The sequence below is a fragment of the Enterobacter sp. 22499 genome (assembly GCF_052044815.1).
GTDB classification, from domain to species: Bacteria; Pseudomonadota; Gammaproteobacteria; order Enterobacterales; family Enterobacteriaceae; genus Enterobacter; species Enterobacter bugandensis.
On record NZ_JBQENR010000002.1, the window covers coordinates 1 to 22493 of the forward strand.

Below are 22493 nucleotides of genomic sequence, written 5' to 3' on the forward strand. Positions count from 1 at the left end.
TCTTTAACGGAATAACGCTTGCGTACTACGACCGAAAAACCCAGAGTGTGCTCCGGATAGACTAAAAGTGTTACCTATGTCCCCGGTCTGATCTGTCACCTATGTATCCGGTCATACACTTCGCTTACCGGGGCTACAATTTATCGCTACTTACGGCATCGCGGGCGGCGTAATACCGAAATGATTCCACGCCCGCACCGTCGCCATACGACCACGTGGGGTACGCTGTAAGAAGCCCTGCTGGATCAGATACGGCTCCAGCACATCTTCGATCGTCTCACGCTCTTCGCCAATTGCCGCCGCCAGGTTATCCAGCCCAACCGGGCCACCGAAGAACTTGTCCAGCACCGCCAGCAGCAGTTTGCGGTCCATATAGTCAAAGCCTTCAGCATCGACGTTCAGCATATCCAGCGCCTGAGCGGCGATCTCGGCGGAAATCGAACCATCGTGCTTCACTTCAGCAAAGTCACGCACGCGGCGCAGCAGGCGGTTGGCAATACGCGGCGTACCGCGGGAACGCTTCGCCACTTCATATGCCCCCTCTTCGCTCATATCCAGCCCCATGTAGCGCGCGCTGCGCCCCACGATATGCTGAAGATCGGGTACCTGATAAAACTCCAGACGCTGAACGATGCCAAAGCGGTCGCGCAGCGGAGAGGTCAACGACCCGGCGCGGGTTGTGGCGCCAATCAGGGTAAACGGCGGCAGATCGATTTTGATGGAGCGCGCGGCCGGGCCTTCGCCGATCATGATATCCAGCTGGTAATCCTCCATTGCCGGATAGAGCACTTCCTCCACCACCGGCGACAAGCGGTGGATCTCATCGATAAACAGCACATCATGCGGTTCAAGGTTGGTCAGCATCGCCGCCAGATCGCCCGCTTTCTCCAGCACCGGGCCGGAGGTGGTGCGCAGGTTGACGCCCATTTCATTGGCGACGATATTCGCCAGCGTGGTTTTACCTAACCCCGGCGGGCCAAAAATCAGCAGGTGATCGAGCGCATCGCCGCGCAGCTTTGCCGCCTGGATGAAAATCTCCATCTGGGAACGTACCTGCGGCTGGCCGATGTACTCATCAAGCAGCTTCGGGCGGATCGCACGATCCACCACGTCTTCTGCCTGAAGGGTGCCTGCCGATACCAGGCGGTCTGCTTCAATCATCCTTTACCTCACAATGCAGCGCGCAGCGCTTCACGAATCAGAGTTTCACTGCTGGCGTCCGGTTTGGCAATTTTGCTCACCATCCGGCTGGCCTCCTGAGGTTTATAGCCCAGCGCCACCAGCGCGGCAACCGCTTCCTGCTCGGCGTCATCATCAGAGGCAGGCGCACCCGGAGCAGTCAGAACCAAATCGGCAGCCGGAGTGAACAGATCGCCGTGCAGACCTTTAAAGCGGTCTTTCATCTCAACAATCAGACGCTCTGCGGTTTTCTTACCAATGCCCGGAAGCTTAACCAGCGCCGCGGGATCTTCGCGCTCAACGGCATTCACAAACTGCGGAGCGGACATGCCGGACAAAATCGCCAGCGCCAGCTTAGGCCCCACACCGTTGGTTTTAATCAGCTCGCGGAACAGGGTACGTTCCTGCTTGTTGTTAAAGCCGTACAGCAGCTGGGCATCTTCACGCACCACAAACTGGGTAAAGACAATCGCCTCTTTGCCCGCGTCCGGCAGCTCGTAGAAACAGGTCATCGGCATATGGACTTCATAGCCCACGCCACCCACTTCCAGCAGCACTAACGGGGGTTGTTTTTCAATGATGATGCCTCTGAGTCTGCCTATCACGTGACGCTCCTGCGTTCTGGGAGAAATTAACTGCCGACATAATAAAAAAAGGCTGGATGTTTATCCAGCCTGATTTCTGATTATCGTAACCTGCCTCGCGCCAGATTGAGCCGCGACTCGCTCATTTGCATCGCGTTCTGGCTGACGTGGCAGTGGGTAATTGCAATCGCCAGCGCATCGGCGGCGTCGGCCTGCGGGTTCGCGGGAAGCTTCAGCAGGGTGCGCACCATGTGCTGCACCTGGCTCTTCTCCGCACTACCGATGCCCACCACCGTCTGCTTAACCTGGCGCGCGGCGTATTCGAACACCGGGAGATCCTGGTTCACAGCGGCAACAATCGCCACCCCACGCGCCTGACCGAGCTTCAGCGCCGAATCCGCGTTCTTCGCCATAAAGACCTGCTCAATGGCGAAATAGTCTGGCTGAAACTGGGTGATGATCTCCGATACGCCCGCATAAATAAGCTTGAGGCGCGACGGCAGATCGTCCACTTTGGTGCGAATGCATCCACTGCCGAGGTAGGTTAGCTGGCGTCCCACCTGACGGATAACGCCATACCCGGTGACGCGTGAGCCGGGGTCAATCCCGAGGATAATCGACATCACGCGTCTCCCGTAAACGGTTTACAGGCTCTCATCAGAGAGTCGCTGCAACCTCATCAGAGATTTCACCGTTGTGGTACACTTCCTGCACGTCGTCGCAGTCTTCGAGCATGTCGATCAGACGCAGCAGTTTCGGTGCGGTTTCTGCATCCATATCCGCTTTGGTGGACGGGATCATGGAGACTTCAGCGTTGTCCGCTTTCAGGCCCGCCGCTTCCAGCGCATCGCGCACGGCACCCATCTCTTCCCACGCGGTGTAGACGTCAATGGCACCATCATCGTAGGTCACCACGTCTTCCGCACCCGCTTCCAGCGCCGCTTCCATGATCGCATCTTCGTCGCCTTTCTCGAAAGAGATGACGCCTTTTTTGCTGAACAGGTAAGCTACGGAGCCGTCAGTGCCCAGGTTGCCACCGGTTTTGGTGAACGCGTGGCGCACTTCCGCAACGGTACGGTTACGGTTGTCAGACAGGCATTCAACCATCACCGCAGTACCGCCAGGGCCGTAACCTTCATAAATGATGGTTTCCATGTTCGCGTCTTCATCACCGCCCACGCCGCGTGCGATAGCACGGTTCAGGGTGTCACGCGTCATGTTGTTAGACAGCGCTTTATCTACCGCCGCGCGCAGGCGTGGGTTAGAAGCCGGGTCGCCGCCGCCCAGACGCGCTGCTGTCACCAGCTCGCGAATGATTTTGGTAAAGATCTTACCGCGCTTGGCATCCTGTGCCGCTTTACGGTGTTTGGTGTTGGCCCACTTACTATGACCTGCCATAAAAAGTTCTCCAAAAATCGCGCCTTCTCAGGCCGCGTTAATTACAAATTCTTCAATCGCCTGCCGGTTGCTCCACGACTTGGTCAGTGCGGCGGCATCCGCCGCGTTCACCCAGCGGTAGTTCAGGTGTTCGGTAAACACGATCTCCCGCTCATGGGGGAGCGCGAGACAGAACCACGACTCTGTGTTGCGCTCAATGCCCGGCGCATAGCGATGACGTAAATGGCTAAAAATTTCAAACTCCACCGTGCGCTGACAGTCCTTCAGGGTCAGTTGCTCATGAGCAACGTCAATGGTGACCTCTTCCTTTACTTCACGCGCGGCGGCCTGCGGCGCGGTCTCCCCCTCTTCCAGACTGCCGGTAACCGACTGCCAGAAATCAGGATCGTCGCGCCGCTGCAACATCAGCACCCGCTTCGTGTCTTCTGCATAAATGACCACCAGGACAGAAACGGGAAGCTTATATGCCATATCAGTTTTTCTCTTCCTTCTTCACCACTTCAATGCCCAGCTCGGCCAGCGCTGCCGGGTTGGCAAAGCTTGGCGCTTCGGTCATCAGACACGCTGCGGCAGTGGTTTTCGGGAAGGCGATAACGTCACGAATGTTATCGGTGCCGGTCAGCAGCATGGTCAGACGGTCGAGACCGAAGGCCAGACCCGCGTGCGGCGGTGTGCCGTACTTCAGGGCGTCCAGCAGGAAGCCAAACTTCTCACGCTGTTCCTGCTCGTTAATACCCAGAATGCCGAACACGGTCTGCTGCATTTCACCGCTGTGAATACGCACGGAGCCGCCGCCCACTTCATAGCCGTTGATAACCATGTCATAAGCGTTTGCCACTGCCTCTTCCGGCGCCGCTTTCAGCTCTGCCGCCGTCATCTCTTTTGGCGAGGTGAACGGGTGGTGCATCGCGGTCAGGCCGCCTTCACCGTCGTCTTCAAACATCGGGAAGTCGATAACCCACAGTGGCGCCCATTTGCTTTCGTCGGTCAGGTTCAGGTCTTTGCCGAGCTTCAGACGCAGCGCGCCCATCGCATCCGCAACGACTTTCTTGTTGTCTGCGCCGAAGAAGATCATGTCGCCGTCCTGCGCACCGGTGCGCTCAAGGATCGCTTCCACGATGTCCGCGTTCAGGAATTTCGCCACCGGGCTGGTGATCCCTTCCAGACCTTTCGCACGCTCGGTCACTTTAATATAGGCCAGACCTTTCGCGCCGTAGATCTTAATAAAGTTGCCGTAGTCATCAATCTGCTTACGGCTCAGCGCCGCGCCGCCCGGTACGCGCAGGGCAGCCACGCGGCCTTTCGGATCGTTAGCCGGTCCCGCGAATACCGCGAACTCAACGGATTTCACCAGGTCTGCTACGTCCACCAGCTCCATCGGGTTACGCAGGTCTGGTTTGTCGGAGCCGTAGCGACGTTCCGCTTCGGCGAAGGTCATGATCGGGAAATCGCCCAGCTCAACGCCCTTCACGTCGTTCCACAGGCTACGCACCAGGGCTTCCATCACTTCACGCACCTGTTCGGCGGTCATGAAGGAGGTTTCCACATCGATCTGGGTAAATTCTGGCTGACGATCAGCGCGCAGGTCTTCGTCGCGGAAGCACTTAACGATTTGATAATAGCGGTCGAAGCCGGACATCATCAGCAGCTGTTTGAACAGCTGCGGTGACTGCGGCAGCGCATAGAATTTGCCTTTATGAACGCGGGATGGCACCAGGTAATCGCGCGCGCCTTCCGGCGTCGCTTTGGTCAGCATCGGGGTTTCAATATCGAGGAAACCGTGGTCATCCATAAAGCGACGCACCAGGCTGGTGATTTTCGCACGGGTTTTCAGGCGCTGAGCCATTTCCGGACGACGCAGATCCAGGTAGCGGTATTTCAGACGCGCTTCTTCAGTGTTGACGTGGTTGGAGTCCAGCGGCAGCGCTTCGGCGCGGTTGATAATAACCAGGTCGGACGCCAGCACTTCGATAGCGCCCGTCGCCATGTCTGCGTTAACGTTTTTCTCGTCACGCGCACGCACGGTGCCGGTGACCTGAATGCAGAACTCATTACGCAGCTCAGAGGCCAGCTTCAGCGCATCTGCGCGATCCGGGTCGAAGAACACCTGAACGATACCTTCACGGTCGCGCATATCGATGAAGATAAGGCTACCAAGATCACGACGACGGTTGACCCAACCACACAGGGTGACCTGCTGTCCGACGTGGGACTGACGCAGCTGCCCGCAATATTCTGTACGCATGAGATATCCCTTAATTAGCCGCAGGCTAAATGTCGCCTGGTATGCAGGCTACTATGTCGCAGCTTTCTGTATGTCACAACTGGATGAAAAAAGGCGGCTATTATACTGGAAATTCCGCCGGACGATAAGAGCGAACCACCGCCAGACGGTCGTTTGCTGCACTCTTATTGCGCATTCTCACAAAAATTAACAAAATTATCCGACCGATAACAGGTCATCACGTCGTAAGGTGTTACGGAAGTGATTAATTTACCTGGAGTGACGATGTTAACACTTGATGCCCGCAAAACCGCGCTTGTTGTGATTGATTTACAGGAAGGGATCCTGCCCTTCGCCGGTGGCCCACACGCAGCGGATGAAGTCGTCAGCCGCGCCGCTCGCCTGGCCGAGAAGTGCCGCGCCAGCGGTGCCCCTGTGGTCATGGTGCGCGTCGGCTGGTCCGCTGATTTCGCCGAGGCGTTAAAACAGCCCGTTGATGCCCAGGCGCCCGCGCATACCCTGCCGGAAAACTGGTGGACGTACCCGGTGTCGCTGGGCAAACGCGACAGCGATATCGAAGTGACTAAACGCCAGTGGGGCGCGTTCTACGGGACCGACCTTGAGCTGCAGCTTCGCCGCCGCGGTATCGACACCATTATTCTGTGCGGCATTTCCACCAATATCGGCGTCGAATCGACAGCCCGTAACGCCTGGGAGCTGGGCTTTAATCTGGTGATTGCTGAAGATGCCTGCAGCGCGGCTTCCGCGGAGCAGCATCAGGGCAGCATGACCCATATCTTCCCGCGCATCGGACGCGTGCGTAGTACGGATGAGATTTTAAGCGCGCTATGATGTACGTGGGCCTGCCCCAGTGGTCGCACCCGAAATGGGTGCGCCTGGGCATTACCAGCCTTGAAGAGTATGCCCGACACTTTAACTGCGTCGAGGGTAACACCACGCTGTATGCGCTGCCCAAAGCCGAAATAGTCGAACGCTGGCGGGAGCAAACAACGGACGATTTCCGTTTCTGCTTTAAGTTTCCGGCGACCATTTCCCACCAGGCCGCGCTGCGCAACTGCGGGGACTTAACGGAAGAATTTTTCACGCGCATGTCGCCGCTGGCGAACCGAATTGGACAATACTGGCTCCAGCTTCCCGCCACGTTTGGCCCGCGCGATCTGCCCGCCCTGTGGCAGTTCCTGGATGCCCTGCCCCGCGAATTCACCTACGGCGTGGAAGTCCGACATCAGGACTTCTTTGCGAAAGGCGAAGCCGAAAAAGCGCTCAACCGGGGCCTGCTGGATCGTTCCGTTAACCGGGTGATCCTCGACAGTCGTCCGGTGCACAACGCGGTACCGCATAACGAGGCCATCGTTGATGCTCAGCGTAAAAAACCGAAAGTGCCGGTCCACGCCATCGTGACCGCACAGAACCCGATGGTCAGGTTCATCGGCAGCGACAATATGCAGCAAAATCAGGCGATGTTCGCCGTCTGGCTGCAAAAACTCGCGAGCTGGGAGCACACCACCACGCCGTACCTCTTTTTGCACACGCCGGATATTGCTCAGGTGCCCGAACTGGTCGATGCTCTGTGGCAGGCCTTGCAGGCCGCGGTGCCGTCCGTGGGCAGCGCCCCTTCCATCCCACAACAATCTTCTCTTTTCTGATATCACCCCCTATCATAGTGAAGTGCCATCTGCCAAAAAACAGGGAGTTAGTATGGTCAGCGCGCTGTATGCGGTGTTAGGTGCATTACTGCTGATTAAATTTTCGTTTGATGTTGTGCGCCTCAGGATGCAGTACCGCGTCTCTTACGGCGACGGCGGTTTCTCCGAACTGCAAAGCGCTATTCGCATTCACGGTAATGCGGTGGAATACATTCCCGTTGCTCTCATCCTGCTGCTGTTTATGGAGATGAATGGCGCGGAAACCTGGATGGTGCATATTTGTGGCCTGATGCTTATTGCTGGCCGGTTAATGCATTATTACGGCTTTCACCACCGTTTATTCCGCTGGCGTCGTTCCGGCATGAGCGCGACCTGGTGTTCGCTTTTGCTGATGGTGCTGGCTAACCTGTGGTATATGCCGTGGGAGTTGGTTTTCTCCCTCCATTAGCGCACAATACGCCACTTTATTTTTCCCGGATTTTTACGTTATGTCAGATCGCGACACGCTTTTTTCCGCGCCTATCGCCAGCCTGGGCGACTGGACCTTCGATGAACGGGTAGCCGAAGTCTTCCCGGATATGATCCAGCGCTCTGTTCCCGGTTATTCCAATATTATCTCTATGATCGGTATGCTGGCTGAGCGCTTCGTTCAACCCGGTACGCAGGTCTATGACCTGGGCTGCTCGCTCGGCGCGGCAACGCTGTCGGTACGTCGTAACATTCATCACGATGGCTGCCGAATCATTGCCGTCGATAACTCCCCGGCCATGGTCGAACGCTGCCGTCGCCATATTGACGCGTACAAAGCCCCCGTTCCGGTGGACGTGGTGGAAGGCGATATCCGCGAGATCGAGATTAACAACGCCTCGATGGTAGTGCTGAATTTTACCCTGCAGTTCCTGGTGCCTGAAGACCGCCAACTGCTGCTGGACAAAATTTACCAGGGGCTGAATCCCGGCGGCGCGCTGGTGCTTTCTGAAAAATTCAGCTTTGAGGATGCCAAAGTAGGCGAGCTGCTGTTCAACATGCACCACGATTTCAAACGGGCGAACGGCTACAGCGAGCTGGAGATCAGCCAGAAGCGCAGCATGCTGGAAAACGTGATGCTGACGGACTCCGTGGAAACCCATAAAGCGCGCCTGCACAAAGCCGGTTTTGAGCACAGCGAACTGTGGTTCCAGTGCTTTAACTTTGGCTCTCTGGTGGCGCTAAAAGCCGGGGATGCCGCATGATTGAATTCAGCAACTTTTATCAGCTGATTGCTAAAAACCATCTTTCCCACTGGCTGGAGACCCTGCCGGCGCAGATTGCCGCCTGGCAACGCGATCAGCAGCACGGCCTGTTAAAGCAGTGGTCAAATGCCGTGGAGTATCTGCCGGAGCTGACGCCGCATCGTCTGGATTTACTGCACAGCGTGACGGCGGAAAGCGCAGAGCCGCTCCCTGCCGGGCAGATCAACCGCATCGAAACGCTGATGCGTAATTTAATGCCGTGGCGCAAAGGGCCGTTCTCGCTGTACGGCGTGAACATCAATACCGAGTGGCGCTCAGACTGGAAGTGGGATCGCGTACTGCCGCACCTTTCCGACCTGACCGGGCGCACCATTCTGGACGTAGGCTGCGGCAGCGGTTACCACATGTGGCGCATGATTGGCGCGGGAGCCCATCTGGCGGTCGGCATCGACCCGATGCAGCTCTTCCTGTGCCAGTTTGAGGCGGTGCGAAAACTGCTCGGCAACGACCAGCGCGCGCACCTGCTGCCGCTGGGCATAGAGCAGCTCCCTGCCCTGAAAGCGTTCGATACCGTCTTCTCGATGGGCGTGCTGTATCATCGTCGTTCCCCGCTTGAACACCTGTGGCAGCTCAAAGATCAGCTGGTCAGCGGCGGCGAGCTGGTGCTGGAAACGCTGGTGATTGAAGGCGATGAGCATGCGGTTCTGGTGCCGGGCGATCGCTACGCGCAGATGCGCAACGTTTACTTCATCCCGTCCGCGCTGGCGCTGAAAAACTGGCTGGAGAAATGCGGATTTGTGGATGTGCGCATTGCCGATGTTTGCGTAACGTCTATCGAAGAGCAGCGCCGCACCGACTGGATGATCACCGAATCGCTGGAGCAGTTCCTCGACCCGGCCGACCACAGCAAAACCGTTGAAGGCTATCCTGCACCGATGCGTGCGGTGTTGATTGCGACCAAGCCGTAGTTTTTCCCTCTCCCCTGTGGGGTGAGGGGATAAAAAAAGGCCCCTGTTGAAATTGCAGGGGCCTGGTACAAGCAAGCATCATATTGGGCGACATGATGCGCGGTAAAAATCGGTACGTTGCTACACGTGATGACGCTCAATCAGCGACTTCATTTCCGCAACCGACTCTCCCTCTACGCCGTAGCGAGAATATTCATCCGCTTCAGCATCCGTCGACATTGACAGCCCTGTATTGCGATAACGCATGGGTGAAGGTATCCATTTCCCCGCAGAGCTGTGAAGCTCTTCCACCCCGGCGTTTAAAAACCGTTCCAGATTGCTGGCACGGACTCCCGCACCCGCCATTATTATTGGAACACCGGAATGTGCTTTTAGTTCCGTAATTAATTGCAGACCTTTTTCCGCCGAAGACTGCTGTCCCGATGTCAGGACGCGCGCCACGCCAAGTTCGGCAAGCGTATCAAATGCTTGCAGGGGATCTTTGCACATATCAAACGCACGATGAAACGTGACGGCCATTCCTTTCGCGGCGTCCATCACCTGACGCATCCGCGGCAGATCGACGTGACCATCCTCATCAAGCAGGCCGGTCACCAGCCCCGGGAAGCCCAGGTCACGAACCAGCGCGATATCTTCAAGCATGGCACTGAACTCGCCCGCCGTGTAACAAAAATCGCCGCCGCGAGGGCGAATAATCGGGTGGACCGGGATGGTGACGGCCTGGCGGGCAGACTTCAACACGCCGTATGAAGGCGTTAACCCCCCTTCTTTCGGGGCGGCGCATAGCTCAATACGGTCAGCTCCCATCTGTTGCGCCGTTACGGCACACGCCACGGTGTAACAACAAATCTCCAGCAGCGCCATCTGCTTCTCCTTAAAATCAGCTTAACGCGCCATCATGGCACGCCTCTCGGTTCGGGTCTTAGCGACGAATCACAACTCTCAGGCTTCGCTGGCAACGATCTGCTCAATGGTCCAGGGATGAAATTTCACGGTCACCTGCCCGTCCGTCACTGCCAGCGTTGGGTTAGGCAGACGCTCGCGCTCGCCTTTGGGTGAACTCGTCTTCACAAAAATCCCCGGCTTGCTTAACCCGTCGTCTGACAGCAGGGCCAGGGCGCGCGCGTTCAACGTTTCCGGCTCACCCGGCAGTACGATTTCGATATGCTCCCAGCCTTCGTGCGGATAGCGTTTCTCGCCCGGCCACGGCAGTTCAACCACGGTGAACTGCCAGTGCGCCACGTTCACCGGCTCATGCAGTTTGAACAGACAAATGGGGCGTCCATTGATGATGTTCTCAGAGAGCAACTCGCCGCACTGTTCAAACCCGCGACGCCAGCGCTCGGCGGTGGCATTCTGGTGGCAGCGCAAGGAAATGTGATCCGCCGCAAGCGGCACGATATCCAGACCAAGACGGGTGGCAAGTTCTGTGAACGCCTTTGTGAAGCGCGGTAAATCTGCGGAAATATCATGCAGTTCGTCAATGGATTGCCAGTTCGCCATAAGTCAGTCTCTTATCGTGTCGCAAAGCCGCTAATTTACTCCGTTGCCCCGTTTTGACCAACCGCAGAATCCGGCTTTTTATGACTGCATGGTTATGCACGCTTTCTTAGCCTGGATTCTGAGCAATCTTCGGGCCCCGCAATGCTGACGCCAGAAGGCATTTGCAGTATACTCCCGCCCTAAATTCTTTAACTGGCGCGGGCGGTTGTAAGCCCGCATCAAAAACGTAAGGTATCCAGGTGAATATTCAGGCTCTTCTCTCCGAAAAAGTCAGTCAGGCACTGATTGCCGCAGGCGCACCTGCGGATTGCGAACCGCAGGTTCGTCAGTCAGCAAAAGTACAGTTTGGCGACTATCAGGCTAATGGCGTGATGGCAGTGGCTAAAAAACTGGGCATGCCGCCGCGACAGCTCGCTGAGCAGGTACTGACGCATCTGGATCTCTCCGGCATTGCCAGCAAAACCGAAATTGCTGGTCCGGGCTTTATCAATATTTTCCTTGAGCCTGCATTCCTGGCGAGCCACGTTGACGCGGCGCTGAAATCTGACCGTCTGGGCGTTTCCCAGCCGGAAGCGCAGACCGTGGTAGTCGACTACTCTGCCCCGAACGTGGCGAAGGAGATGCACGTAGGCCACCTGCGCTCCACCATCATTGGTGACGCCGCGGTACGCACCCTTGAATTCCTCGGTCACAAGGTGATCCGCGCGAACCACGTGGGCGACTGGGGCACCCAGTTCGGCATGCTGATTGCTTACCTGGAAAAACAGCAGCAGGAAAACGCGGGTGAAATGGCGCTGGCGGACCTGGAAGGGTTCTACCGCGAAGCCAAAAAGAACTATGACGAAGACGAAGCCTTTGCCGAGCGCGCGCGCAGCTACGTGGTGAAGCTGCAGGGCGGGGATCAATACTTCCTCGAGATGTGGCGCAAGCTGGTTGACATCACCATGTCCCAGAACCAGCTTACCTATAACCGTCTGAACGTGACCCTGACTCGCGACGACGTGATGGGTGAAAGCCTGTACAACCCGATGCTGCCAGGCATTGTGGCGGACCTGAAAGCCAAAAACCTGGCGGTGGAGAGCGAAGGCGCAACGGTAGTGTTCCTTGATGAGTACAAAAACAAGGAAGGCGAACCGATGGGCGTGATTATCCAGAAAAAGGATGGCGGCTATCTCTACACCACCACGGACATCGCGTGTGCGAAATACCGCTATGAAACCCTGCACGCCGACCGCGTGCTGTACTACATCGACTCCCGTCAGCACCAGCACCTGATGCAGGCGTGGACTATCGTGCGTAAAGCCGGTTACGTGCCGGACTGCGTGCCGCTGGAACACCACATGTTCGGCATGATGCTGGGTAAAGACGGCAAGCCGTTCAAAACCCGCGCGGGCGGTACCGTAAAGCTTTCCGATCTGCTGGACGAAGCACTAGAGCGCGCCCGTCGCCTGGTGGCAGAGAAGAACCCGGACATGTCTGCTGACGAACTGGAAAAACTGGCCAACGCCGTCGGTATCGGCGCGGTGAAATACGCGGATCTTTCCAAGAACCGCACCACCGACTACATCTTCGACTGGGATAACATGCTGGCGTTTGAAGGCAACACGGCGCCGTACATGCAGTACGCCTATACCCGCGTGCTCTCCGTGTTCCGCAAGGCGAACATTGATGAAAGCGTGCTGGCGAATGCGACAGTGACCATCACGGAAGACCGTGAAGCACAGCTGGCGGCGCGTCTGCTGCAGTTCGAAGAGACGCTGACGGTTGTCGCGCGTGACGGCACGCCGCACGTGATGTGTGCTTACCTGTACGATCTGGCGGGTCTGTTCTCCGGCTTCTACGAGCACTGCCCTATTCTGTCTGCAGAAAATGAATCGGTGCGTAACAGCCGCCTGAAGCTGGCTCAGCTGACGGCGAAGACCCTGAAGCTGGGTCTGGATACCCTGGGTATCGAAACCGTAGAACGTATGTAAAAAGAAACCCGGCAAACGCCGGGTTTTTTATTATCAGAAGTATTTCCGCAAATACTCTGTCAGACAGAGAATCGCCATCGCCTGGCCATACGGCATCGACGTCAGCGGGATCTGGCGATAAAACTCAAGATCGCTGCCCATGCCCGTCCCGAACGACGTTTGCAGCAACTCCCCTTCCGGCGAGATATTTTTCACGATACCGCGAATCGCTTTTTCAGCAACGTCAGCATATTCAGGCTCAACATAGCGCTTCCGCACCGCTTTCAGGATCCCGTAGGCAAACCCTGCCGTGGCGGATGCCTCCAGGTACGAGTTCGGATCGTCCAGCAACGTATGCCACAACCCGCTTTCGTCCTGACATTTTGCCAGCGCGGCAACCTGCGCCTTCAGCACCTGCACCAGATAACGGCGCACGGCGTTGTTTTCCGGCAGATCCACCAGTTCGAGGAAGTCGGGGATCACGATGGTGAGCCAGCTGTTGCCGCGCGCCCAGCGGGCCCGGGCAAAGTTATGATTGCCGTCGTAGCTCCAGCCGTGGAACCACAGCCCCGTCTCCCGGTCCATCAGATTCTGCACGTGCAGCAGGAACTGATAGATCGCCTCCTCTACGTACTCCGGCTTATTCAGCAGCCTGCCGATTTTCGCCAGCGGCAGCACCGTCATCATCAGCGTGTCGTCCCACATCTGCTGATGATTCTCTTCCGCCAGCGTGATGTGCTGCATACCGCCGTGTTCGGTGCGTGGCATCTCAGTCATCGCCCACTCCGCCCAGCTTTCCAGCCACGGCAGCCAGGCCGGGTTTTTGCTCTCTTCGTAGCGATAGGCCAGCGTCAGAAACGGCGACATCGTATTGACGTTTTTGGTGGTGGCACCTTCCGCAAAGCGGTCGGCAAACCAGCTGTCGATAATGTTGCGCATCCCTTCGTCACCGGTCTGGCAGTAGTACTGCCAGATGCCATAAAGGCCGACGCCGTGCGTCCACTCCCATCCGGCCCAGCCTTTGGTGTCGATCACGCGCCCGTCGTCCAGCCGCAGCAAAAATTCACCCGTTTTGTCGTGGATATTGACCAGGTTGTGCGTCACTTTTTGAATCAGCGATTTCAGCTCGTCCCGGGCGATAAAGCGCTCTGGCTGACGCAATAGCGGGCTATGTTTGACAGGCCAAACTTTCATCATCTTAACCTCTGTTGTATGTCGAATTGAGTACCGCGCGATCCTTCAGCGAAGATGCCGCTGGCTTATTGCGATTCAGATAACCGATGTTGTTATTGCCCCACAGTGACTCATAAGGCATACCGGCCAGCATCTCGACGGTGGCGCGGGCGTGTGGCGTCGCTGACTCCGGCATCGCATGACCATACTCACGCATTTTCGCGGTCTCCTCACGCAGCGTGCTGTGGGTCTGCAAATTAAGCCTGAAGCGCAGGGAAACGAGGAAACCGCAGAACAGCACCAGGATGGTGCCCACGCTCAGAATCAGCAGAATGGTGTGGCTCACTTCCGCAGGCTGTACCTTCTGACCGCTGACAAAGCCGGACATTTGCATCACGATGCCTACCAGCATCACCGCACCGGCCTGTGACGCCTTACGGGTCAGGGTCATGATGCCAGCGAAAATCCCTTCCCGGCGCTGGCCGGTGATCGCTTCATCCACGTCAGCAATGTAGGTATAGGTATTCCATGGCACGTAGTTAATACCGCCTCGACCCAGCCCAGCCACCGCAGAGATCAGCAACAGCAGAGCGTAGACGTCGCTCAGACCGGCGTAATAGAGCATGGCGTAAGAGAGAGACGCCAGGCCAAACAGCACCACCACCATGCGGTAGGACGGCGCAGGTCCGAAGCGAATACACAGCGGGATCATCCCGATCACGGCTAGGAACTGGAAGATAGCCATCGTGCCCAGCAGGTTGGACGCCATTGACGCTTCCTGCATCAGCACAAACACCACGTAGTAGGTGAAGACTGCGTTAAATACGTCCTGTGCGATGTAGCCGCCGAGGTACATGCCAAGATGCTGGCGGAAAATCTTGATGCGCAGCGTAGAGCTTAATTCGACAAACAGACGATTGATGCTTTGCCCCAGCGTCAGTTTCTTCTTCTCTTCTTCGGCACGCAGCGCCGCTTCAGACCACTCCTCACGCGGGCGCTCCCAGGTAAAGAACCAGACAAAGGTCAGCATCAGGGCGCAAAGCACGGAGAAAACCAGGCTTGCGTAAAAGAATGAGATGGCGTTGTCTTTACCGAAGTGGGTGAGCAGGATCCCCGGCAGGAAGGAGGCCAGAATCGCTGACATCTGCGCCATAGAAATACGCGCCCCGGAGAACTTGGTTTTCTGTTTGAAGTCGTCGGTCATTTCCGGCACCAGCGTCTCGTAAGGCACCAGAATCATGGTGTAGACAATATCAAACACCAGATAGGTCAGCAGGTAGTACCAGAAATTCATGTCCCCCACCCACATCAACGAGTAGCTGAACACGCACGGAATGCCTAGCAGGATAAAGAACTTACGGCGACCAAAGCGCTTTCCAGGCCAGGTCGTACCGAAGTTATCCGTCAAAAAGCCCATTAACGGGCTGACAACAGCATCCAGCACCCTCGCAGCGGCAAAGATGAAGGTTGCTTCAATCGGTGTGAGTCCACAGAAGGTGGTATAAAAATACAAAAGCCAGGCCGCCGTCAGGGCGGTCGTACCAGCCCCGAGAAAATCGCCTGCCCCGTAAGCAAGATAATTTGCGAGTCCAATTTTACGTGTTTTCATTGCCGTCAACCCTAAGCAAATTTGGGAGACTCCCTGCAAGTAAGGCTCATCGGGGAGTTTTTACACGGCTACAGTAAATGCAACGACGTCCTGATACCTTTCTGTTTCTGCCATCACGGGCAGGGTAAATGGCAAAAATGCAAAGAGTCGCGTCACGCGTGTCACTAATTTATAAAACAGCGTTTCTGTTGCATCAAAAGGTGAGGTCAATTTTGCGAGACAGCCATCAGAATTGACTGATGGCTGGTGACAAAGGCAGGCAGCTAGCGGTAGTTGACGATGACAGAATTGCTCTGCACCTTCAGCGCCGGGATCAAACGTCCTCCGCCCGGCACTTCCCAGATAAAACGTAAAGGTTCAATGGCCGGCACGCCGTTGAACGCCTGCGTTGTGCCATTTTCGCCGTCGATTTCCGTGCAGCGGGTCTGTGAGCAGAGGCGCACCCGCAGTCCGGCTGGCGTTGGGCCAATCAGCCTGTAGTTCCACACCACCATTCCCATTTGACCAGAAACCGTTTCAGAGGGCGACAGCGGATTAGAAGACATGGCGACACCCCGGTTGCTGAGGGTCACGCCCATGCTGCTTGCCTGCCAGGTCCCTTCCCCGGCAGCCTGAGCCGCCAGCGGGAAGAGCAAAATCCATAGCCATTTCATTATTTTCCTCCAATCGTTGCCGTCATGCGGATATGGCGGTTATCCGACAGTTCCAGATTCGACAGCACAACAAGCTGATTCAGGCTGCGGCGCAGGAAGCGCGACAGCAGCGGACGCAGCGCGTGGTTGACCAGCAGCACCGGCGGCGCGCCCAGCATCTCCTGACGCGCCAGCGCCTCCTGAGTTTGCTCCAGCAGGCGATCCGCCAGGCCAGGCTCGAGGCCGCCGCCGCCCTGCAGGGCCTGCAGCAGCAGGCGTTCAAGCGGCGTATCGAGGCCAATCACCTGGACTTCGCCGGTCCCCGGGAACCACTGCTGGGTGATCGCACGCCCCAGCGCCACGCGCACCACCGCCGTCAGCTCGTGCGGATCGCTCTGCAGCGGCGCATGCTCGGCAAGGGTTTCCAGAATGGTACGCATATCGCGGATCGGCACTTTTTCCTCAAGCAGGTTTTGCAGCACCTTGTGCAGCGTGGTTAACGTCAGCACGCCCGGCACCAGGTCTTCCGTCAGCTTCGGCATCTCCTGCGTCACGCGATCGAGAAGCTGCTGCGCTTCCTGACGGCCAAACAGCTCGGCCGAGAATTGCCCAATCAGATGATTAAGGTGGGTTGCCACCACGGTACTGGCTTCGACAACCGTATAACCCTGAATTTGCGCCTGCTCTTTCAGCGCGCTTTCAATCCAGATTGCCGCCAGGCCAAAGGCCGGATCGACGGTCTGCTCGCCCGGCAGCGTGCCTGCTGCAGTGCCAGGGTTAATCGCCAGCCAGCGTCCCGGGTAAGCATCGCCGCTGCCAATTTCAACACCCTTCATCAGAATACGATAGCGCGCAGGCGGCAGGTCCATATTGTCCTTGATATGCACCACCGGCGGCAGGAAGCCCATGTCCTGGGCGAATTTTTTACGGATGCTGCGGATGCGGCCGAGCAGCTCGCCATCCTGCTGGAAATCCACCATCGGGATCAGGCGATACCCCACTTCCATTCCCAGGGAATCTTCCAGTTGAACGTCGTTCCAGGTCGCTTCTACGGCCTGGGTGTTCTCCGGCATTTTCACCGGAACCGGTTCCGCAGCCGGCCTGGTCTCACGGCCACGCATCCACCAGGCCAGCCCCAGCAGCCCCGCCGTAAACAGCAGGAACACGAGGTTTGGCATCCCCGGCACCAGGCCGAGCAGCCCGAGCACCGCAGCCGCCAGCAGCATCACGCGCGGGTTACTGAACAGCTGGCCCACCATCTGCTCGCCAACATCCTGATCGGTACTGACGCGGGTCACGATAACGCCTGCCGCAGTGGAGATAACCAGCGCCGGGATCTGTGCGACCAGACCGTCACCAATGGTCAGCAGCGTATAGCTTTCCGCCGCGTGGCCCATGTCCATCCCGTGCTGCAGTACCCCCACCAGCAGGCCGCCGACCACGTTAATCACCATGATCAAGATGCCCGCGATGGCATCCCCGCGCACAAACTTACTCGCACCGTCCATGGAGCCGTAGAAGTCCGCTTCCTGGGTCACTTCCGCACGGCGTTTTTTGGCTTCATCTTCAGCGATAAGCCCGGCGTTCAGATCGGCGTCGATCGCCATCTGCTTGCCCGGCATCCCGTCCAGCACAAAGCGCGCGCCCACTTCCGCGATACGCCCGGCACCCTTGGTGATAACCATAAAGTTGATGATCACGAGGATAACGAACACCACGATACCGATAGCGAAGTTCCCGCCCACCAGGAAGTGGCCGAAGGCCTCGACCACCTTACCCGCCGCTGCCGCGCCGGTGTGGCCCTCCATCAGGATGATACGCGTGGAGGCCACGTTCAGCGCCAGCCGCAGCAAGGTGGTAAACAGCAGAATGGTCGGGAACGCGGCGAACTCCAGCGTGCGCTGGGTGAACATCGCCACCAGCAGCACCATAATGGACAGCGCAATATTGAAGGTGAAAAGCAGATCGAGGATGAATGCCGGGAGCGGCAGTACCATCATCGACAGAATTAACAGGATGAGGATCGGCCCGGCAAGGATCTGCCATTGGGTCGATTTCAGGTTGCCGGGCAGGCGCAACATTGCCACCAGATTAGCCATCAGTGTCCTTCTCGTTCATAAAATCCAGCGCGGCAGGCACCGGAAGGTTCTCAGGTTTGACAGGCCGTTGACCGCCGGCCAGACGCCAGCGCTTCAACTGCCATACCCAGGCCAGCACTTCCGCCACCGCGGCGTAGAGCTGTCCAGGGATCTGTTGTCCGATATCCGCGTGGCGGTAAAGGGCTCGCGCCAGCGGAGGTGCTTCCAGGATCGGCACGCGGTTTTCGGTACCAATTTCCCTGATGCGCAATGCAATCAGCCCCGCCCCTTTTGCCACCACTTTCGGCGCGCTCATTTTGTTTTCGTCATAGCGCAGCGCCACGGAATAGTGCGTCGGGTTGGTAACGATGACGTCCGCCTTCGGCACATCTTCCATCATGCGGCGACGGGCAGCGGCACGCTGCATCTGCCGGATGCGCCCCTTCACGTGCGGGTCACCTTCCATCTGCTTATATTCGTCGCGGATGTCCTGACGTGACATTCGCAGTTTCTTGAAGTGGGAATAGAGCTGGAAGATAACGTCAAAACCCACCATCGGAATAATGCTGAGCACCACCAGCAGCGCGCAAAGCCCAACCAGGTTCAGCGCATTGCTCATCGCGGTGAGGGGCGACTCGCTGATAAGGCGCATCATTTCGGGCCAGTGGTACCAGAGGAAAAACCCTGCAGAACTGCCCATCAGCACCGATTTGAGAATAGCCTTGAGCAGCTCGGCCCCGGTCTGCGCCGAGAACATTTTCGCAATGCCCGGCAGCGGGTTCAGTTTTGAAAATTTAGGTTGCAGCGATTTTCCGCTAAAAACCAGCCCGCCCAGCATCACCGGGGAGACCAGCGCCACCAGCACCACGCCGGTAATCAGGGGCAGTAGCGCAACCATGGCCCCTTTTATCAGCTGAATAATCTGGCTGAGGATCAGATTCGGGTCGTTGACCATGCTGTGGTCAAAACGTAAGCCGGTGGAGAGCATCCCCGCCAGCTTGCGGGCGAGCGACTCCCCGCCCCACCAGATAATGCACACCCCTACGATAAGGATCAGCAGGGAGGTCAATTCTCGGGATCGGGGGATCTGCCCTTCCTCACGCGCCTTTTCTAGTCGGTGGGGTGTGGGGGCTTCCGTTTTGTCGTCGTTCTCTTCTGCCACAGTGCATGCTCAGCCCATTACGTCACGGGTATCATGCCAGCGCAGCGGAAATCCAATGGCGGGAAAAGCCCGTTTATTCGGGCTCTTTTCGGTGATTTTGTCGTAAACCGCCTCAGGCGGCGTAACGCCCCTGAGGCGGAATGGACAATCAGAAGCCGAGGCTGTCCAGCAGGTCGTCCACCTGATCCTGGCTTGCCACGACGCCCGCCTTGCTGGCGTCGAGCTGTGGGCCATTGAGCAGGCTTTCGTTCTCGCGTTTTGGACGGGCAGCCGGTTCCGGGATGTTTTCCAGCAGCACCATCAGCAGCTGGCGCTCAATCTCCTGAATCACATCCATCATGCGCTTGATGACCTGACCGGTCAGATCCTGGAAATCCTGCGCCATCATGATGTCCAGCAGCTGGGCGTTGGTGAAGCTGGTGTGGCCCGGCACATCCCCCAGGAACTGACGGGTGTCGGTCACCAGTTCGCGGGCATCCGCCAGCTCGATGGGGTTCTCAAACCACTCATCCCAGCGTTGGGTCAGGGCTTTCGCGCCCTTTTCCATCGCATCCTGATGCGGCTGTGAGGCTTCAACGCTGTTCAGCGCACGCTCAGCTGCCTGAGCGGTCATCTGCACAACGTAGTCCAGACGGTCGCGGGCGTCCGGGATCGCTTCCGCCGCTTCGGCAATGGCCTGATCCAGCCCCAGTTCACGCAGGCTGTCACGCAGCATGCGCGTCAGGCTGCCGATGCGGACGATGATGTCGCTCGGCGAGTGTTCTTCAACGGGTTTCATTGCAGGTTGCATCATCACCAACACCTCACATGCCGAGTTTCTCGAAGATCTTACCGAGCTTCTCTTCCAGGGTCGCTGCGGTGAATGGCTTCACCACGTAGCCGCTTGCGCCCGCCTGTGCAGCGGCAATGATGTTCTCTTTTTTCGCTTCTGCAGTGACCATCAGCACCGGCATAGACGCCATGCCCGCGTCCGCACGAATGGTTTTCAGTAGCTCCAGACCGTCCATATTCGGCATGTTCCAGTCGGAGATGACAAAACCAAACCCGCCAGCCTGCAGTTTGTTCAGCGCATCCACGCCGTCTTCTGCTTCTTCAACGTTGTTGAAGCCCAGCTCTTTCAGCAGGTTGCGCACAATGCGACGCATGGTGGAAAAGTCATCCACAACCAAAAACTTAAGCTCTTTATCCGCCATAAAATAATACTCCTGAGTCAAATACGTATTGCCTGTCCGGCACTGATTTTCGCCAGCATCTGCTGGCTTACCTGGCTAAGATCGACCACTTCGCTCACGCCACCCATATTGATGGCCTCGCGCGGCATGCCGAACACCACACAACTTGCTTCATTCTGCGCAATCGTCCAGGCGCCAGCCTGGTGCATTGCAAGCATTCCGGCGGCACCGTCGTTGCCCATCCCCGTCAGGATCACCCCAACGGCGTTGCGCCCCGCATGTTTCGCCACCGAATGAAACAGCACATCCACCGACGGACGGTGCCGGTTAACCGGCGGTCCGTCATGAATTTTGATTTGATAGTTAGCGCCGCTGCGCGCCAGCTCCATATGCTTGTCCCCCGGCGCGATATAGGCATGTCCCGGCAGCACGCGCTCGCCGTCTTCCGCCTCTTTCACGCTGATCTGGCACAGCTTGTTCAGACGTTCGGCGAAGGAGCGGGTAAAGCCAGGCGGCATATGCTGCGTGATCAGAATACCCGGACTTGAAAGCGGCAATGGCTGGAGTACATGGCGAATTGCCTCTGTTCCTCCGGTTGACGCCCCAATAACCAGCAGTTTTTCCGAGCTGAGTAACGGTCCGGCCTTCAGGGTTGCCGGCGCGGCCATCGGCTTGTGGGCCGCGAGCTTCGCGCGCGAGGCGGTGCGAATTTTCTCGGCGATCATCTCGCTGTACGCCAGCATCCCCTCGCGAATGCCGAGCTGCGGTTTGGTGACAAAATCCACCGCCCCCAGCTCCAGCGCGCGCAGGGTGATTTCCGATCCTTTCCCGGTCAGGGAGGAGACCATCACCACCGGCATGGGACGCAGGCGCATCAATTTCTCAAGGAAATCTATGCCATCCATGCGCGGCATCTCGACATCCAGCGTTAGCACGTCGGGGTTATATTTTTTAATTAAATCCCGCGCTACCAGCGGATCCGGCGCAGTGGCCACCATCTCCATGTCGCTGTGGCTATTGATGATTTCAGTCATGATCTGACGCATCAGCGCTGAATCATCGACAGACAATACCCTGATTTTACTCATGCTTTTTCCTTACTCAGCGCATATACCGTTTGCCCACGCAGGCTAAACTCACGCGCGAGGTTGCTGAAGTTTTCCGAATGCCCGGCAAACAGTAAACCGTCAGGCTTGAGCAACGGAACAAACCGACGCAGAATGTCCTGTTGCGTCGTTTTATCAAAATAGATCATGACGTTACGGCAAAAAATGGCGTCGAAAGGCCCCGGCACGTTGTACTGCTTATCGAGCAGGTTAACGGGCGCGAATTCGACGCAGTTCGCCAGCTCCTGGCGTACGCGAACCAGGCCTTCATGCGGCCCCGTACCGCGCATGAAGTAACGCTGCAGCTGCTGCGGCGACAGCGTTTTCAGCTCGTCCTGGCGATACACGCCGTTGCGCGCTTTCTCCAGCACCTCGGTGTCGATATCGCTGGCGTAGACCTTCCAGCGTCCCGGCGCCATACCCAGCGTGTCTGCAAGGGTGATCGCCAGCGAGTACGGCTCTTCGCCCGTTGAAGCGGCCGCGCTCCATACGCGATACTCCCCGGTGCGACGGCGCGCGTGCTCGGCCAGAACCGGAAAGTGGTGAGCTTCGCGGAAAAAGGCCGTCAGGTTGGTCGTGAGTGAGTTAATAAAAGCCTGCCACTCCGCGCTGTTCTGGTTCGCTTCGAGCATGCTCAGATAGCGGCCAAAATCATCCAGCCCCAGCGTACGCAAGCGCCGCACCAGTCGGTTGTAGACCATGTCTCGCTTATGATCCGCAAGCACGATCCCCGCACGCTGGTAGATTAACTGACATATCCGACGAAAATGCGCGTCGGACAGCGCGAGGCGCTGTGTCATCTGCAACAATAATGACGTTTGCCCAGGGGGCATTGGTGATGTCATAGCGCCTTC

Annotated in this window: 23 protein-coding genes; 6 read left to right on the forward strand and 17 right to left on the reverse strand. The window is 57.5% G+C overall.

Annotation, left to right across the window (positions count from 1 at the left end):
* Positions 1 to 150 precede the first annotated feature (150 nt).
* From ruvB to aspS, 6 genes are all read right to left on the reverse strand, one after another.
* Positions 151 to 1161 carry a Holliday junction branch migration DNA helicase RuvB gene (ruvB, locus tag ACTJI7_RS07920; protein ID WP_028013623.1) on the reverse strand — a complete coding sequence of 337 codons (1011 nt, stop codon included), beginning with the start codon at positions 1159 to 1161 and terminating at the stop codon, positions 151 to 153.
* Positions 1162 to 1169: 8 nt separating this feature from the next.
* On the reverse strand, positions 1170 to 1784 hold the full coding sequence (gene ruvA / locus ACTJI7_RS07925; RefSeq protein WP_028013624.1) for a Holliday junction branch migration protein RuvA: 615 nt from the start codon (positions 1782 to 1784) through the stop codon (positions 1170 to 1172).
* An 80-nt stretch (positions 1785 to 1864) separates the two neighbouring features.
* Positions 1865 to 2386 (reverse strand): crossover junction endodeoxyribonuclease RuvC, encoded by a 522-nt coding sequence (gene ruvC / locus ACTJI7_RS07930; protein ID WP_003859749.1) that lies wholly within the window; start codon positions 2384 to 2386, stop codon positions 1865 to 1867.
* Positions 2387 to 2420: 34 nt separating this feature from the next.
* Positions 2421 to 3161 (reverse strand): YebC/PmpR family DNA-binding transcriptional regulator, encoded by a 741-nt coding sequence (locus tag ACTJI7_RS07935; RefSeq protein WP_003859747.1) that lies wholly within the window; start codon positions 3159 to 3161, stop codon positions 2421 to 2423.
* Positions 3162 to 3188: 27 nt separating this feature from the next.
* Positions 3189 to 3632, reverse strand: coding sequence for a dihydroneopterin triphosphate diphosphatase (gene nudB / locus ACTJI7_RS07940; RefSeq protein ID WP_059353978.1), 444 nt, complete (start codon positions 3630 to 3632; stop codon positions 3189 to 3191).
* A 1-nt stretch (position 3633) separates the two neighbouring features.
* Positions 3634 to 5406, reverse strand: coding sequence for an aspartate--tRNA ligase (gene aspS / locus ACTJI7_RS07945; protein WP_028013627.1), 1773 nt, complete (start codon positions 5404 to 5406; stop codon positions 3634 to 3636).
* Positions 5407 to 5670: 264 nt separating this feature from the next.
* Here aspS and ACTJI7_RS07950 point away from each other — a divergent pair, with 264 nt between their 5' ends.
* The 5 genes from ACTJI7_RS07950 to cmoB are packed head-to-tail and all read left to right on the forward strand — an operon-like array spanning position 5671 to position 9252.
* Entirely contained in the window at positions 5671 to 6237 is a 567-nt protein-coding gene (locus ACTJI7_RS07950) for a hydrolase (protein WP_063154937.1), read from the forward strand.
* Positions 6234 to 7052, forward strand: coding sequence for a DUF72 domain-containing protein (locus ACTJI7_RS07955; RefSeq protein ID WP_063154938.1), 819 nt, complete (start codon positions 6234 to 6236; stop codon positions 7050 to 7052). The genes ACTJI7_RS07950 and ACTJI7_RS07955 overlap by 4 nt, the downstream gene beginning before the upstream one ends.
* Before the next feature lie 52 nt (positions 7053 to 7104).
* Positions 7105 to 7500 carry an MAPEG family protein gene (locus tag ACTJI7_RS07960; RefSeq protein ID WP_028013630.1) on the forward strand — a complete coding sequence of 132 codons (396 nt, stop codon included), beginning with the start codon at positions 7105 to 7107 and terminating at the stop codon, positions 7498 to 7500.
* A gap of 40 nt (positions 7501 to 7540) precedes the next feature.
* Positions 7541 to 8284, forward strand: a complete 744-nt coding sequence (gene cmoA / locus ACTJI7_RS07965) for a carboxy-S-adenosyl-L-methionine synthase CmoA (RefSeq protein ID WP_045260318.1) — start codon at positions 7541 to 7543, stop codon at positions 8282 to 8284.
* Positions 8281 to 9252, forward strand: coding sequence for a tRNA 5-methoxyuridine(34)/uridine 5-oxyacetic acid(34) synthase CmoB (gene cmoB / locus ACTJI7_RS07970; protein WP_028013632.1), 972 nt, complete (start codon positions 8281 to 8283; stop codon positions 9250 to 9252). The genes cmoA and cmoB overlap by 4 nt, the downstream gene beginning before the upstream one ends.
* Before the next feature lie 120 nt (positions 9253 to 9372).
* Here the strand turns inward: cmoB and cutC are convergent, their stop codons facing one another.
* Together cutC and ACTJI7_RS07980 are read right to left on the reverse strand one after the other, a co-directional pair.
* Positions 9373 to 10116, reverse strand: coding sequence for a copper homeostasis protein CutC (gene cutC / locus ACTJI7_RS07975; RefSeq protein ID WP_440670270.1), 744 nt, complete (start codon positions 10114 to 10116; stop codon positions 9373 to 9375).
* Positions 10117 to 10194: 78 nt separating this feature from the next.
* Positions 10195 to 10755, reverse strand: coding sequence for a VOC family protein (locus tag ACTJI7_RS07980; RefSeq protein WP_045631220.1), 561 nt, complete (start codon positions 10753 to 10755; stop codon positions 10195 to 10197).
* A 239-nt stretch (positions 10756 to 10994) separates the two neighbouring features.
* Here ACTJI7_RS07980 and argS point away from each other — a divergent pair, with 239 nt between their 5' ends.
* Positions 10995 to 12728, forward strand: coding sequence for an arginine--tRNA ligase (argS, locus tag ACTJI7_RS07985; protein ID WP_440670268.1), 1734 nt, complete (start codon positions 10995 to 10997; stop codon positions 12726 to 12728).
* Positions 12729 to 12761: 33 nt separating this feature from the next.
* Here the strand turns inward: argS and bglB are convergent, their stop codons facing one another.
* From bglB to cheR, 9 genes are all read right to left on the reverse strand, one after another.
* The gene (bglB, locus tag ACTJI7_RS07990; protein ID WP_194385834.1) at positions 12762 to 13901 is read right to left on the reverse strand and encodes a beta-galactosidase BglB; all 1140 of its coding nucleotides are present in this window, start codon (positions 13899 to 13901) and stop codon (positions 12762 to 12764) included.
* Positions 13902 to 13905: 4 nt separating this feature from the next.
* Positions 13906 to 15489: an MFS transporter gene (locus ACTJI7_RS07995; RefSeq protein WP_048960034.1), complete on the reverse strand. Its 1584-nt coding sequence runs from the start codon at positions 15487 to 15489 to the stop codon at positions 13906 to 13908.
* Between the two features lie 263 nt (positions 15490 to 15752).
* Positions 15753 to 16145 carry a flagellar protein FlhE gene (flhE, locus tag ACTJI7_RS08000; protein WP_028013640.1) on the reverse strand — a complete coding sequence of 131 codons (393 nt, stop codon included), beginning with the start codon at positions 16143 to 16145 and terminating at the stop codon, positions 15753 to 15755.
* Positions 16142 to 18220, reverse strand: a complete 2079-nt coding sequence (flhA, locus tag ACTJI7_RS08005; RefSeq protein WP_045631222.1) for a flagellar biosynthesis protein FlhA — start codon at positions 18218 to 18220, stop codon at positions 16142 to 16144. The genes flhE and flhA overlap by 4 nt, the downstream gene beginning before the upstream one ends.
* A complete protein-coding gene (gene flhB, locus ACTJI7_RS08010; RefSeq protein WP_041909432.1) occupies positions 18213 to 19361 on the reverse strand; it encodes a flagellar biosynthesis protein FlhB in 1149 nt (382 codons plus the stop codon). The genes flhA and flhB overlap by 8 nt, the downstream gene beginning before the upstream one ends.
* A 148-nt stretch (positions 19362 to 19509) precedes the next feature.
* The gene (cheZ, locus tag ACTJI7_RS08015; RefSeq protein WP_028013643.1) at positions 19510 to 20154 is read right to left on the reverse strand and encodes a protein phosphatase CheZ; all 645 of its coding nucleotides are present in this window, start codon (positions 20152 to 20154) and stop codon (positions 19510 to 19512) included.
* Between the two features lie 10 nt (positions 20155 to 20164).
* Positions 20165 to 20554 carry a chemotaxis response regulator CheY gene (gene cheY, locus ACTJI7_RS08020; protein ID WP_008500431.1) on the reverse strand — a complete coding sequence of 130 codons (390 nt, stop codon included), beginning with the start codon at positions 20552 to 20554 and terminating at the stop codon, positions 20165 to 20167.
* Positions 20555 to 20571: 17 nt separating this feature from the next.
* Positions 20572 to 21621, reverse strand: coding sequence for a protein-glutamate methylesterase/protein-glutamine glutaminase (locus ACTJI7_RS08025; protein ID WP_014884341.1), 1050 nt, complete (start codon positions 21619 to 21621; stop codon positions 20572 to 20574).
* Positions 21618 to 22484 (reverse strand): protein-glutamate O-methyltransferase CheR, encoded by an 867-nt coding sequence (gene cheR, locus ACTJI7_RS08030; RefSeq protein WP_014884342.1) that lies wholly within the window; start codon positions 22482 to 22484, stop codon positions 21618 to 21620. Before cheR ends, ACTJI7_RS08025 begins: the two co-directional genes overlap by 4 nt.
* Between the last annotated feature and the right edge of the window lie 9 nt (positions 22485 to 22493).